The organism is Catalinimonas alkaloidigena (genome assembly GCF_029504655.1).
In the GTDB taxonomy this organism is placed as follows: domain Bacteria; phylum Bacteroidota; class Bacteroidia; order Cytophagales; family Cyclobacteriaceae; genus Catalinimonas; species Catalinimonas alkaloidigena.
Window position 1 is genome coordinate 2,313,525 of the sequence record NZ_JAQFIL010000001.1, and the last position, 13,476, is coordinate 2,327,000.

General features: G+C 38.8%; 10 protein-coding genes and 1 pseudogene. 6 read left to right on the plus strand and 5 right to left on the minus strand.

Features of this window, described 5'->3' with window-relative positions; all coding sequences use genetic code 11:
* Positions 1-113: 113 nt before the first annotated feature.
* Positions 114-815 carry a phosphoadenylyl-sulfate reductase gene (locus OKW21_RS09500; RefSeq protein WP_277479184.1) on the plus strand — a complete coding sequence of 234 codons (702 nt, stop codon included), beginning with the start codon at positions 114-116 and terminating at the stop codon, positions 813-815.
* A gap of 66 nt (positions 816-881) precedes the next feature.
* On the opposite strand, the gene OKW21_RS09505 is transcribed toward OKW21_RS09500, so the two are convergent.
* Together OKW21_RS09505 and OKW21_RS09510 are read right to left on the minus strand one after the other, a co-directional pair.
* Positions 882-2,069 carry a trans-sulfuration enzyme family protein gene (locus tag OKW21_RS09505; protein ID WP_277479185.1) on the minus strand — a complete coding sequence of 396 codons (1,188 nt, stop codon included), beginning with the start codon at positions 2,067-2,069 and terminating at the stop codon, positions 882-884.
* A 10-nt stretch (positions 2,070-2,079) separates the two neighbouring features.
* A complete protein-coding gene (locus tag OKW21_RS09510; protein ID WP_277479186.1) occupies positions 2,080-2,496 on the minus strand; it encodes an OsmC family protein in 417 nt (138 codons plus the stop codon).
* 88 nt (positions 2,497-2,584) lie between these two features.
* On the opposite strand from OKW21_RS09510, the gene OKW21_RS09515 reads away from it, so the two are divergent.
* Positions 2,585-2,887 (plus strand): rhodanese-like domain-containing protein, encoded by a 303-nt coding sequence (locus OKW21_RS09515; RefSeq protein ID WP_277479187.1) that lies wholly within the window; start codon positions 2,585-2,587, stop codon positions 2,885-2,887.
* Positions 2,888-2,893: 6 nt separating this feature from the next.
* Here OKW21_RS09515 and OKW21_RS09520 read toward each other — a convergent pair whose 3' ends face one another.
* Positions 2,894-7,402 carry a translocation/assembly module TamB domain-containing protein gene (locus tag OKW21_RS09520; RefSeq protein ID WP_277479188.1) on the minus strand — a complete coding sequence of 1,503 codons (4,509 nt, stop codon included), beginning with the start codon at positions 7,400-7,402 and terminating at the stop codon, positions 2,894-2,896.
* 152 nt (positions 7,403-7,554) lie between these two features.
* Between OKW21_RS09520 and tsaD the strand changes: the two genes are divergently transcribed.
* The gene (tsaD, locus tag OKW21_RS09525; protein WP_277479189.1) at positions 7,555-8,601 is read left to right on the plus strand and encodes a tRNA (adenosine(37)-N6)-threonylcarbamoyltransferase complex transferase subunit TsaD; all 1,047 of its coding nucleotides are present in this window, start codon (positions 7,555-7,557) and stop codon (positions 8,599-8,601) included.
* On the opposite strand, the gene OKW21_RS09530 is transcribed toward tsaD, so the two are convergent.
* Positions 8,588-9,895, minus strand: coding sequence for a DUF533 domain-containing protein (locus tag OKW21_RS09530; protein ID WP_277479190.1), 1,308 nt, complete (start codon positions 9,893-9,895; stop codon positions 8,588-8,590). The two genes, tsaD and OKW21_RS09530, sit on opposite strands and share 14 nt — an antisense overlap.
* 214 nt (positions 9,896-10,109) lie before the next feature.
* On the opposite strand from OKW21_RS09530, the gene smpB reads away from it, so the two are divergent.
* The 3 genes from smpB (at position 10,110) to OKW21_RS09545 (ending at position 12,153) form a co-directional block, all read left to right on the plus strand.
* Positions 10,110-10,580, plus strand: a complete 471-nt coding sequence (gene smpB / locus OKW21_RS09535; RefSeq protein WP_277479191.1) for an SsrA-binding protein SmpB — start codon at positions 10,110-10,112, stop codon at positions 10,578-10,580.
* Between the two features lie 76 nt (positions 10,581-10,656).
* Complete coding sequence (locus tag OKW21_RS09540) at positions 10,657-11,160, plus strand: HNH endonuclease (RefSeq protein WP_277479192.1); 504 nt, start codon at positions 10,657-10,659, stop codon at positions 11,158-11,160.
* Between the two features lie 135 nt (positions 11,161-11,295).
* On the plus strand, positions 11,296-12,153 hold the full coding sequence (locus OKW21_RS09545) for a hypothetical protein (protein ID WP_277479193.1): 858 nt from the start codon (positions 11,296-11,298) through the stop codon (positions 12,151-12,153).
* Between the two features lie 75 nt (positions 12,154-12,228).
* Here OKW21_RS09545 and sucC read toward each other — a convergent pair.
* A pseudogene (sucC, locus tag OKW21_RS09550) lies at positions 12,229-13,444 on the minus strand (ADP-forming succinate--CoA ligase subunit beta).
* Between the last annotated feature and the right edge of the window lie 32 nt (positions 13,445-13,476).

A 13,476-nucleotide genomic window follows, 5' to 3' on the forward strand; every position in this document is an offset into this window, starting at 1 on the left:
ATATTTGCTGTGTACAGTTAGCAAAACTGTATACATACAACAGCTATGCATAGCCAAATTTTGAATTTTTAAGTGTTATAAACTTAGCTGATAAACCTATAAATCTCAGATTCATGATAAGTTGGGAAAATAATTTATTTGATCTAAAGCATCAGGATCACATAGATCGTTTGAATGCTATTTTTCGCTCAATGTCTCCGGAAGAAAGGATTAAAGCTATGTATAGCAATAAGTCACTAATGGAGAAAAATGTCATCCTGACTTCTTCTTTTGGCACTACAGCAGTTTATCTTTTGCACCTTTATTTCAAAATGAATATTAAGCAGGAGGTATATTTTCTGGATACGTCATTTCATTTTGATGAAACCTTGATGTATAAGCATAAGCTTACTCAAATGTTTGATTTGAATGTAAAAGAATTATTTCCGGAAGACTGGAAAAATAAATTTACCAGAGAAAATGAAGTGTGGAAAACTGACCCTGACCTGTGCTGCTCGGTAAACAAAGTTGAACCTATGTTGCAGATCAAGCAGAAGGCAGATATTTGGGTCTCAGGCTTAATGAGCTGGCAAAATGATCACCGCCAGAATCTGGATATCTTTCAATGGAAAGAGGGGACACTTAAGTTTTATCCCATTATAGATGTGAAAGAAGATGAGGTGAAAAATTATTTGGCAAAATGGTCATTACCAGTTCATCCACTAAAACCTCTAGGTTATGAATCGATCGGCTGTAAACATTGTACTTTTAAAGGTAGGGGTAGGGCAGGACGCTGGTCGGGGAATGCCAAAACCGAATGTGGATTGCATCAGTAGCCTGACAATAAATTTAAAAAACAGGCAGGTTAATCATCTGGCCTGCCTTACGATTTACGATCGGTTCTAATGCACGGTAGACTTTGCAATGGCCTGCTTCAGGTCTGCTTTGATATCCTCAGTGTGTTCTAAACCAACAGATAAACGAATGAGCCCCGGTGTAATGCCTACAACAGCCCTTTCTTCATCAGAAAGTTTAGAATGAGTTGTAGAAGCAGGATGAGTACAAATGCTACGGGTATCACCTAAGTTGGCAGTAAGTGAGAGCATTTTTAGCGCGTTTAAAAAACGCTTTCCTCTATCTAGTCCACCTTTTAATTCAAAAGTAAGAATACCTCCTCCTAGTCGCATTTGTTTTTTTGCGAGTTCATATTGAGGGTGAGAGGGCAGTAACGGATACTTTACACTTTCTACTTCCTCCTGCTCTTCCAGCCAGCTTGCCAAATCCAGTGCATTGGCACAGTGTTTTTCCATGCGTACCGCCAGTGTCTCCAGACTTTTGGATAGAATCCATCCATTAAAGGGGGACATGGCTGGGCCGGTATGTCTTGCCATAAATTTGACTTCTTTTATGAGCTCTTTACTTCCTAACACCGCTCCACCTATCGTCCTTCCCTGACCATCTATGAATTTGGTAACCGAATGAGTAACAATATGGGCGCCCCATTGAAGTGGGTTTTGTAAGTAAGGTGTAGCAAAACAGTTGTCAACGTTCAGCAAAAGCTTGTATTTTTCCGCCAACTTTCCCAACCACTCCAAATCCAGCAAATCCAAACCGGGATTAGAAGGTGTTTCCACAAAGATCATCTTGGTATTATCCCTAATCTGGGCTTCCCATTCTTCAGGATGATGAATGTCAACATAAGTATGGGAGATTCCCCAACGGGGTAGTAGTTGCGTCAGGATTTGGTGGGTAGAGCCAAATAAAGAGCGTGAAGCCAGCACGTGATCACCAGTTTTTAAAAAAGAGGCAATACTGATAAACATAGCGGCCATACCCGATGCGGTAGCTATGCCTGCTTCTGCACCTTCTAACGCGCACAGTTTCTCAATAAACTCATCATTATTGGGATTTGAGAAGCGGGTATAAATATTACCTTGAATTTCGTCAGCAAACATGGCACGAGCCTGTTCTGCGTCTTCAAATACAAAACTGGAGGTAGCAAATATTGGCACGCTGTGCTCACGATGTTGAGACCGCTCAGCCTGAGTTCTGATGGCTTCTGTCTCAAAATGACGTTTATGATCTGCCATAGTGATTTGGTTATGATTTTACCTGAAAGCTATATGATATTTCGGCAGTTTTTTCTAATATTTTAGCAACAGAGCAGTATTTGTCAAGAGAAAGGTCAATGGCTCTTTTAACCTTACTTTCATCAAGGTTTCCATGAAAGATGTATTCAAGGTGAATCGTTTTAAAAAGTGATGGTGTTTCTCCTTCGTAGCGCGTAGCTTTAATATTTACATCAATGTCATGAACCTGCTGTCTCTGCTTTTTTAGAATATCTAATATGTCTATGGTGCTGCATCCACCAATTCCGGAAAGCAATAACTGCATAGGGCGCATTCCTTTATTTTGTCCTCCTACATCGGGGCTGGAGTCCATGTGAATGCTGACGCCATTCTCATTTGTGGCTTCCATATGAAAAGCATCGTTTAGCCTTTTAATTTTTATCTGCATTCCAACAAAAATTTAACTTACTTTGAAGGTGTACGTAAATTGTAAGAAGGCAAATTAATTCTAAACTAAGCAATAACAAAATTCAGCTATGAAAGAAATCACTGTACAAGAATTAAAAAAGATGCAGGATGCTAAAGAGAGTTTTCAGTTTATTGATGTAAGAGAACCATATGAGTATGAAGAAGCTAATTTGGGAGCAGAGTTAATTCCATTAGGAGATGTTCCTAGTAGTGTAGATAAGTTTAAAAAAGACCAGAAAGTGGTAGTGCATTGCCGAAGTGGTAAACGGAGTGCAAATGCTATCAAGTTTCTGGAAGATAACTATCAGTACAATAACCTCTATAATCTAAAAGGAGGAATACTAGCGTATCAACAGGAGATAGAAGACTAAGCTTATTTATTCAGGAATTAGTTCTTTGCCTTTATCTGGTTTGAAAAAAGGAATATTACCAGTAGGTTCAAGCTGGGTACTATCTTGAACCTGCTGGCTTGGTAGGACATTGTTTTTATCAATTGCTGTATTGCGAGCATTAATAAAGAGTTCTTTTATTTTATCAAAGCTCTCCACGTGCATCAAACTAATACCCTGATTGGTGTAATTTGTTGCTCCAACACCACTCAACAGGCTATTAAAATTATTTTTATTATAAACTTTTACCCGGTACTTGCCATTCTGTGTAAGTAGGTATTCCAGCGTTACGTCTCCGATTACACTGGCTGCATCAGCTTCGTTATTTACGTTTGTAAATCCTCCATCTCGTGTTACCCTTAAGCGGCCATCTAAAAAAGTGTAAGAAAGTCTTAACTGAAATGTGTTAAATCTATCTTCATCAAAAGACCCCAGATCTACATCAATTTCAAGGTTCTCATCTACCTGGCTTAGCCAATAGCTGAACTGGTTGGAAAGAAATTCACTTACGCTACTGCTCACGAAGTTACCACTGCCTTCAAATGACCCGAGCTCGGAGAAACGTCTGAGCACAATAAGGCTAAAAACCTGTCTTTTTAACTCTTCTTCACCATAAAGCGCATTATTTTTTAAGGTCTCCACTGCTGCCTGTAGCTGAACATTATTTTCCGGATAGTTCTGAACATCAATGGCAAAATCAATATTGGGTGACATAAGATCCCCGGTGAGATCCATATTTACAATCGCGTCATATCGGCGCCTTATTTCATCAGAAGTCTCTTCATCACTGATATTGATCAGAGGCTCAAGAGATGCTAACTGCTGGTAGGTAGCCGTAATATCTACAATACCCCCATAGGGGTCACCCAGCCAGGAAATAGTGCTGCCGGGCTGAATCTTGAATTCCTTATTGATGATATTGTATAACGTAAAATTATAGCCCCCCTCCAGGAATGAGATATCTCCAAACATACTGAACTCTCCTGCTGATGAGAGAAGTAATTGTAACTGCCCATCACCTCTTCCACGGATGATATCACCGGTTTTGATATCAAAAATCAGTTCGCCATAAGCATCAGGCGAGATATCAATTTCCAGGTCAAGGTTTACGCCTGTAGGGTTAATTTTGTCGACGCCTGACTCATTCTTAATACTATCTTTAAAATTTACAAAGCTTATGAAGTCCGATTGCTGCACATCTTCAATACTTTCCATAGGAATAAAAATCTTGGTCCCTTTTTCAGTAGTGACCCGGGCAGAGATGTTCATATTCTCGATCGCTCCTAATAAATTCACCTTTCCGGTAGCATAACCTTTTCCATAAAAAAGGTCATTGTCTTTAAGGCCGGTATTGAGTACAGCCACATTATCAAGGTCTCCGGTCAGGTCAATGACAAAATTGGTAAAGCCATCATGGAAAAAGCCTCCATTGAATACCGCTTTATTATTTCGTTGGTCAAATAGCGCAAGGTCTTTTACACCTATTGTGTTTTCGTCAAAAAAGATGCCTCCATCAAAAGTATAACTGGTATTCAGGTAGTTGATTTTGATACTTCCATCCTGAATATTTCCCTGCCCCATAAGGATGGGATACTGCAAACTACCTGAAATACTAAACTCACCATCGGCTGTTCCGCCAAACTCAGAGAAAAATTCGTCAAAATAAGGCTCCAGAATGTTGATATTCATATTCTGAAATGTGGCCTTCATATTAAGAGGATCGTTGATTAAGCGGGGCTTGTAGCCGCCGTTTAAAGATATGATGCGCTCACCATCCCGGTTCACCATTAAGTTCAGCCTGAGCTCTTTATTGATATTATCCCAATCTGCCAAAGTGATGATTTTACCTACTGCAAAATTGTTGATGCTAAAATCACCAATAGAAAACTCGCTGTCAAGTACAAGTTGCCGGGTGCTATCGGATGCGGATTCAAAAACGTTTTGGATATCCATAAACCCGTTCACTTCTCCCTGATAGTTCCTTTTGAGGAGCGGACTAAGATTATCCACCTGAAAGTTATCAACTTTTAAAGTCAGCATTTTCTCAGGATCTTCAGATAATGAGCCAAATAACGCAATTTCCTGTAGCCCTTCATCATGGGATTCATTAAATAGAGAAAAGCTGTTAAAAACTAGTTCTTTGTCTGAGTAAACGATTTTATTGCTGTCAGAAAAATACCAGGGATGATCTAAGACAAGTAAGTCAGAAGGGTTAAAAATAACCTCGGTAGTATCATTAAGAAAACGTAATTCACCGGAGATAGCAGCATGATTATTCGTATACTCTTGCTTTACATTTTGCTGAAAATCAATGTGGTCATCACTCCAGATGGCTTCAAAGATAAAGTTCTCCGTATTTAAATTTAATTCATCTTTGTCAATCTCCTGTCTTTCAGACTCCAGATAAACCATCGCAAGAATTTCAGTGCTGTCTGCAATTTTTGAAGTGGAAATATCAACAGTATTATCTAACAAGATACTGTTAGCATACTTGATGGTGTCTATTTTACTGTGCAGGGTAATAATATTAGTATATCCTCCCGTAAATTTGCCATTCAGACGGGTGTTATTTGAAATGCTAAGTTGCGGATCAAATAATTGTAATAGCGGGTTAATATCATCAAGAGAAATATCATAGTTCAGCTCATACTTATCATTCCGGTAGGATTCAATAGGCTTCACCTGTTTGCTACTATAATATGCCTGTAAGTCCTCAGCATTATTGGTGAAGATCAAGCGATACTCTTTGACCAGCTCTTCCACATCATTTACTAAATAAGAAAAATCATAATCCCCTCTGAGGTTAGCGTCAAACTTATCCGAGTAAAGGCTAAATATCCTTTCATTTTGGTCTTTAATGGAAGTAAATGATAATGTGTCTATCGCAAGGTTTCTGTTTTCATAGCTAACAAACAGCTTTCTGAAAGAAGCATTACCAACCAGATCATCAACTTTAAATCCTTTGGTATTAGTGGATAGCTCAGTCCTGATAAAAATTTCTTCTTCTGTAAGATTTAGCGTTTTTAGAAAAGCAGTGTCCAGCTTTGCCTGAAGCACTATGTCCTCTTTACCATTCCTCAGGTCAAGCGTACCATTGAGTGAGAATTTGAGGTTAGGGTCCTGTATATCCAGTTTCCCTTCAAAAAAAGATTTTGCGAAATGAGCATTGGTGGATATGTTCTTGTAACGATAATGATTTATCCCCAAATACTTGAAATTAGCATCCAGTTGGAAATCAGCATCATCAATGCTTAAGCCATTTCCGTTAATCGTGCCTTTGAAAGTAGTTTTTTGAAAAAGTCCGGGCTCAGGACTAAATGCAGCCAGATTAAAATCTGTAAGGGCCAGGCTTCCGGAATAAATAGGCTGTTCAGCAAGCTTTAGGTTGATGTCAGAAGCAATATTACCTAGGGCTGTTTCAGCACTACCATTCGCAACAAAATCGTTAGGAAACCCTAAAAACTCCCCTCGGAATTTAATATCACCAAATTTACGAACGTTTAGATAAGTTTGCTGATCGTTGATATACTGCTCAAGGTCACGAGTATCAATTAATGCATCTGAAAGCTCCAGGTTTATAAACGTTTCTTTGAAGTTTGGTAAGCCATTGAAACTTGCATCTCCGGCCAGGTGACTTCTGGCACCATAGTCCAGAATAAAATCACGGGCGGTAAAGTTTCTAACCTCTCCATCAAACTTTCCACTGATTGTATAAAACTCATCAAAACGATGCATGGAAGGTGCGAAGAGCGCTAAGTCACGTGAATATATTTCAGACTGTTTGATATTAGCATTGATGGTGATGCTATCGTTGAAATAGCTCAAATCTTCTTTGCCATCATAATTAAATACCACTGAATCTCTTATCGTACTATTTCCAGCGTACAGATCAAAATTCTGGAAGGTCATGGATTGATTTGTGTAGCGATAAAAGCCAATAAAGTCATGAATAGTAAAATCATTGACTGGCTCGTAACACCTTAGCGTATTTATCATAAGTTCCAGTGTATCTGCTACGACTCTGAAATCTTCTACATCACCTTGAATATTTTCTAGCTTAAAGTGGTTGTAATCAAATGCATCTGTGATAGGAGGCCTCTCAAGATCAGAATAGCTGAACTTTAAATCCCTAAGGTGAACATCTGAAATTGTGAAAACAGGAGGAGATGAAGATCTTTTTTTACCTCTTTTTCTGAAAATGCTCCTTACATTTTCAATAAACCGGGTCATGTTAAGTGTACTATCTACCGGACTTTTGATCAGGTTTACCTGTCCACCCTGTAAGTGGGCCTCACTCAGGAATATATTTTGACCATCAGTGAAGGTCCTTATGTCAAAGTCAATCGCGATCTCATCCACATAAATCATCGGGATTTTATCATCATCCACTACGACTATGCTATCCAATACTATGGTATCAAACCATTTAATATTAACGTTTTTGATAGATGTTTGAAAGCCAGTTCTTTCTGTAATAATACTGGCAAGTTTGTGCACGATTCTGGTTTGGAAATAGGGGATTTGGACGGTAGCTACAAGCAAAGCTAACGCTATAAACAAGCTTGCACTAAACCATATAATAGTCTTGACAGCTTTTCGTTGAGTTGTACTCTTATTTATTGTTTCTTTACCCAAATTTTCCAGTAAATATGAATGAATCCCTGCTAAACCTTAAAGAAACTGACACAGTTAACATATTGGCAGTAGAATCATCCTGCGATGATACCTCTGCTGCTGTAATACAAAACGGGAAGATATTAAGCAACATTGTAGCTTCTCAATCAGTTCATGAAAAATATGGTGGAGTAGTGCCTGAATTAGCCTCCAGAGCTCATCAACAACACATCGTACCTGTAGTACACCAAGCTCTTTCTAACGCAAATATAACAAAAAGTATGCTTAATGGTGTAGCATTTACCCGAGGACCAGGATTATTAGGCTCACTGTTGGTAGGAGCATCGTTCATTAAGTCAATGGCTTATGCTTTGGATATACCACTTTTGGCAGTAGATCATATGCAGGCGCATATTTTAGCTCATTTTATTGATGCACCCAAGCCCAGTTTCCCTTTCATCTGTCTTACTGTCAGTGGTGGACATACTCAGATCGTGCAGGTGAACAGTTTTTTGGACATGGAAATCCTTGGAGAGACTCAGGATGATGCGGTGGGAGAGGCCTTTGATAAATGTGCAAAACTAATGGGTTTGCCTTATCCCGGAGGCCCGTATATTGACAGACTTGCTCAGGAAGGTGATCCTGACAAATTTACTTTTCCTATGACCAATATGCCGGATTTGCAGTATTCTTTTAGCGGCATCAAGACTGCTTTTCTCAATTTTTTAAAAAAGCATGAAAATAAAAACGCTGACTTTATTGAAAACAATAAAGCAGATATAGCCGCTAGCATTCAAAAAACGCTGATTGCTATGTTGATGGAAAAACTAGAAAGCGCAGCAACCCAAACTGGTATTTGCGAAATTGCGATTGCCGGAGGAGTTTCAGCCAACCAGGGGTTAAGAGCAAAGCTGGATGAGCTATCCAAAGAAAAAGGCTGGACTATTTATTTGCCCAAACTGGAATACTGTACCGATAATGCTGCCATGATTGCTATTACTGCACATTATCTTTTGCTGGCAGGTAATGAGGCGAGTTTACGTATAGATCCCGATGCGCGTCTTCATTTTATGCGTTATTGAGGCTTTTATGCAATAACAAATCCTGAGGTAGTACTTCCATCAAATTCGGAAAAGTCAGGTAAGCTTTTGGTAATGCTATTGCAGTGAAATAAGGTAAGGTATTGATCACCTCAAATAGCCCTTTTCTAATTTTATTCCGGTCTTCAGTACTTAACTTTTCCTGTTGATTTTTTAGCAAAAGTTTAACAAGATGCGGATGCTGGTTTAACGCTTGGATCAGTGACTCCTCCTGTTCTTTGAGCATGAGTGAAATTCTGTTAAGTAAATGCGTTCCTAAAGCTTTGATCTTGTCTTCGTCCTGCATTTGAATCTGCTGCCAATACTCCACAATAAAACTTTCTACAGCAATCATACTGCTCTGAAAAGTCATATAATCCAGTTTGAGCTTTTTCCTAAGTTTATCCAGAAATTCCTGCTCTGCCTGATTGACTTCTCTGTCGGCACAAACTGTGAGTATTGCCAGTTCCAATAAGTGCTTCTTCATGACCTGAGATTGAGCCGTGGTAATTTCAAGCGCTGAAATGTTCAGGCCTTTGTCAATCAACTCAAGCGTATTCTTATGCGTTTCTTCGTCAAATTGTGCTACTTCCAGATAACTTTGGATGAGTTGTTTTTCTTCTTTTTCTAACGTTTTATTGGCATAGGCTGCTGCTAATATGGTTTTAAAAATGAGTAGCCTGTCTTCCCGGTGGTTTTGAAGTAGTTGTTCAGCAGCATGATCAGTTCTAAAAGCGTGAAGCCATTGACCGAAGTACAATACATCCAGAAACAAAAGGCTACTTCTGAAAAACTGTCCCCAGAAATTTGAAGCTTGGGCATCATCTCCTACTCTCATACCAATGAGGTATTCGGATAACTCCAAGCCCTTCTTATCTCGTCTGAAAAAGCCTGAGGTATGTGTGGTAAATAAATTGGGATATACCGCCCGGTAAAATTTTCCAATAAAAATTGCTGACTCCAGTAAAGCATCCGCAACATCTAACCTTTGACTAATCTGCTGATAGCGGGGCGAAATCAGACCGCTATGGAGAAAACTTTCAGTGAGTATGATTTTGGTTTTGTCCTGCATGGGCATCTTTTCGGTTCGCAATGCCCTCAAAAAAGATTTATAGTTGATTGGAATGTTGGCTGGATGCCCATAAAGGAAACCGGTAGGTTGCAATAACTCATAAAGAATAGTTTCTGGCTCATGCGCATTTTCTATCTCCATGAGCCTGTCATATTCCTTTTTTAAGGTATAGTTATTTCTCAGATGAAGGTATTGTTTTAACCAGCCTTTTTTACGAAAATCCATAACATTTTTTTGTACAATATATGTTATTCTTTCAGTATTTAAGATTATTGCCGCGCTGAGACTATTTGCTTAATGTAAGCTCAACCCAATAACATGAGTAAGGGATGTAAATCTTTGAATAAAGTCTTAGCTTAGGAGGATTGTTTGAATCTTATGAATTTCAAATTTATTTTAAAAAAGTTATTGTTATATTAAAAGATTGATAAGATAGTGTATGGCACAAAACGATAAACAACGATTTTCAAATAAGATAAATATTAATAATCGTAAAGCACGTTACGAGTATCATTTTCTGGACAAATATGTAGCAGGAATACAGTTGACAGGAACAGAAATAAAGTCTATCCGAGAAGGAAAAGTAAATCTTCAGGAGGGATATTGTTATATGAAGAAGGGGGAGCTTTTTGTGAAACAAATGCACATTACACCCTACAAACAGGGAACGCATTATAATCATGAAGCTGATCGTGAAAGAAAATTATTACTTAAAAAAAAGGAACTGGATAAAATAGAGTCCAAGACTAATGAAAAAGGCCTGACGCTGGTGCCAACCCGTCTGTTTATCAATGACAGAGGGCTTGCCAAGCTTGAAATTGCTTTAGCAAAAGGTAAAAAACTCTACGATAAGCGAGAAGATATTAAAAAGAAAGATGTGAAACGGGAGTTAGACCGGATGAAGATTTAGTAGATATATTATGTGAGAATAAAGGTCGTACTATCATTACAAAGTTAATATAAAGCTTTTAACAAAACTGAGTTCAATGAATCGTACAGTGTTACTCCTGAATCAGGATTATAGCCCCTTAGCCATTTGCTCAATGGAGCGTGCCTTTATTCTTGTATTTTTAAACAAAGCTGAACTTTTAACTGAAGTGGAAAACGATTTGCTGCATACCGTAGATCAGTCATTTCCTATGCCCGCCGTAATCCGGCTCTATAGATATGTTCGTATTCCTTATAGAGGTGTTGTGCTCACGCGCCAAAACATTTTCAGAAGAGATCGTTTTAGTTGCCAATACTGTGGTACTACTAAAAATCTGACTTTAGATCATGTAGTACCTCGTTCTAAGGGTGGCCAGACAAGTTGGGGTAACCTGGTAACCGCCTGTCGCAGATGTAATACCAACAAAGGAGATCGTTCCCCAGAAGCAGCGGGACTCAAACTGCTCAAAAAACCACATAAGCCAACCTACATCATGTTCCTCCGTGATTATTCCGGAGCTATGCGTAAAGAGTGGCAACCTTTTCTGAATTACGCCTCTTGATCATACTCATACATATTCAATAAGCAGACACTTCGTATTATCGGTATTGTTTTTGGTACTATTTATATAATTAGTTATGATTTTGCGTGGATAGCGCAAGCTTCAGAATAGTACCCAATTTTAATATCAATGCTTATGAAGTTGAATTTATCTCGTTTCTGTATGACCAGCCAGCTGAGTATTTTGGCTTTGGTCTTATTATTTCCAATGTATTCCTGCAGTGAGGAAGATTCTGTTTCAGATAATGAAGATGCTCAATCTGAACAACTGATCTACGATGAAGCTCTTGCTGACGACCTTTTTCAAGATATGGATGATATCAGTATGGAAGCTGCCACCTATTCTGAAAATGCTAGAGTCAATAATAGTTCATTATTTTCTTTGGCTTGTTTAAGCAGAACTGTAGCGAATGATAATAAAAGCTTATCCCAATTGGTTACGCTGACTTTTGATGAGGGGTGTGTGGATTCTCAGGGTAGAGTCAGAAGTGGAAAAATTATCATTAATCGTTCTATTAATGTGCAAGCGGCAAGTTATACGGTAAGTACAACTTTTGAAGATTTTTATGTTAATGATTATCAACTAGTAGGAACAAGGATAATTGTATTCTCCACCAATGCTGCGCAAAAAATTACAGCGACCATCACACTTGAAAATGGTAAGATTATTCTGCCTGATGGAAGCGTAATTACCAGAAACGCCACTTATACTAAGCAGATTGACCGGGAGGCCGGAGAAATTAGCCTTACGGGTAGTGCTGAAGGAGTTAATCGCAAGGGGGTAAGCTACATTTCCACAATTTCTACTCCATTAATCTATCAATCAGAATGTGCCTTGGAGGGCATTTTTATGGCTAGTGCTGGTAAAAAAACGATAACACGCCCGGGCAAAAGAACATTGGAACTTGACTACGGAGATGGCATATGTGATCGCACCATAACATTAATCGCCGACGGAATTGACCGCACCATTGAAGTTACTTTTAGTGAGTAAAACTTTATTGTAAAGTACAAAACCCTTTGTATTTGGCATACAGAGGGTTTTTTATGCAAGTAAACTTCAAATTTATCAGTTCAGTACTTCCTTCACTTTATCCGCGGCATCTTTAAGCAGAATGGCTGACTTAACTTTAAGGCCTGACTCTTCAATAATTTTAGCCCCTTCCTCAGCATTGGTACCTTGCAGGCGTACAATTATGGGCACCTCTATATTTCCTATATTTTTATAGGCTTCTACCACGCCATTGGCTACACGGTCACAACGAACGATACCACCAAAAATGTTGATTAAGATGGCTTTCACATTAGGATCTTTCAAAATTAATACGAAAACCTGCTTCAACTGTCTGGGCATTTGCTCCACCCCCAACATCCAGGAAGTTAGCAGGTTCACCACCCGAAAGTTTGATAATATCCATAGTGGCCATGGCCAGTCCTGCACCATTTACCATACAACCTACATTACCATCCAGCTTGATATAATTAAGTCCTGATTTACTGGCTTCTACCTCTAATTCATCCTCTTCAGAAATATCTCTGAGTTCTGCCAGGTCAGAATGCCGATAAAGTGCATTATCATCAAGGTTTACTTTGGCATCTACGGCTAATATTTTATCGTCAGAGGTTTTTAATACCGGATTAATCTCAAACATAGATGCATCCATACCCATATAGGCTTTATAAAGGGCATTGATGAATTTTACCATTTCTTTCAGTGCTTTTCCCTCAAGGCCTAGCGCAAAAGCTACTTTTCTTGCCTGGAAGGGTTGAAGGCCTATGGCCGGGTCAATCCATTCTTTGATTATTGCATCAGGATTTTTTTCAGCTACCTCTTCTATTTCTACACCACCTTCTGTTGAAGCAATGATGACATTACTTCCTTTGGCACGGTCTAGTGTAATGCTTAGGTAGTATTCTTTGATACTGGGATCATCAGGGGAAGGATAATAAACATCCTGCGCAACCAGTACTTTATTTACTTTTTTTCCTGCCGGACCAGTTTGAATGGTTTCTAGAGTACCTCCCAGGATATCTTTCACTTTCTCTTCAACACTATCTAACTTGCTCACTACCACACCTTTAGAGCCGGTTTCTTTCACAGCTCCTTTGCCACGACCACCTGCGTGTATTTGTGCTTTTACAACAAAAAAATTGGTGCCTGTTTCGTCCTGCAATCGCTTAGCAGCTTCTTTAGTTTGTTCTAACTTATCTACTACGATGCCTTCTTGTACTTGCACCCCATACTGCTTGAGTATGTTTTTGGCTTGATATTCGTGTATATTCATGCTTGGAAATTTTTCACGAATCTATCAAATTT

Coding starts and splice junctions, on each gene's coding strand:
- OKW21_RS09545 (WP_277479193.1), top strand. CDS start 11,296: ATGAAGTTGAATTTATCTCGTTTCTGTATGACCAGCCAGCTGAGTATT.
- OKW21_RS09515 (WP_277479187.1), top strand. CDS start 2,585: ATGAAAGAAATCACTGTACAAGAATTAAAAAAGATGCAGGATGCTAAA.
- OKW21_RS09540 (WP_277479192.1), top strand. CDS start 10,657: ATGAATCGTACAGTGTTACTCCTGAATCAGGATTATAGCCCCTTAGCC.
- OKW21_RS09510 (WP_277479186.1), bottom strand. CDS start 2,496: ATGCAGATAAAAATTAAAAGGCTAAACGATGCTTTTCATATGGAAGCC.
- OKW21_RS09500 (WP_277479184.1), top strand. CDS start 114: ATGATAAGTTGGGAAAATAATTTATTTGATCTAAAGCATCAGGATCAC.
- OKW21_RS09530 (WP_277479190.1), bottom strand. CDS start 9,895: ATGGATTTTCGTAAAAAAGGCTGGTTAAAACAATACCTTCATCTGAGA.
- smpB (WP_277479191.1), top strand. CDS start 10,110: ATGGCACAAAACGATAAACAACGATTTTCAAATAAGATAAATATTAAT.
- tsaD (WP_277479189.1), top strand. CDS start 7,555: ATGAATGAATCCCTGCTAAACCTTAAAGAAACTGACACAGTTAACATA.
- OKW21_RS09505 (WP_277479185.1), bottom strand. CDS start 2,069: ATGGCAGATCATAAACGTCATTTTGAGACAGAAGCCATCAGAACTCAG.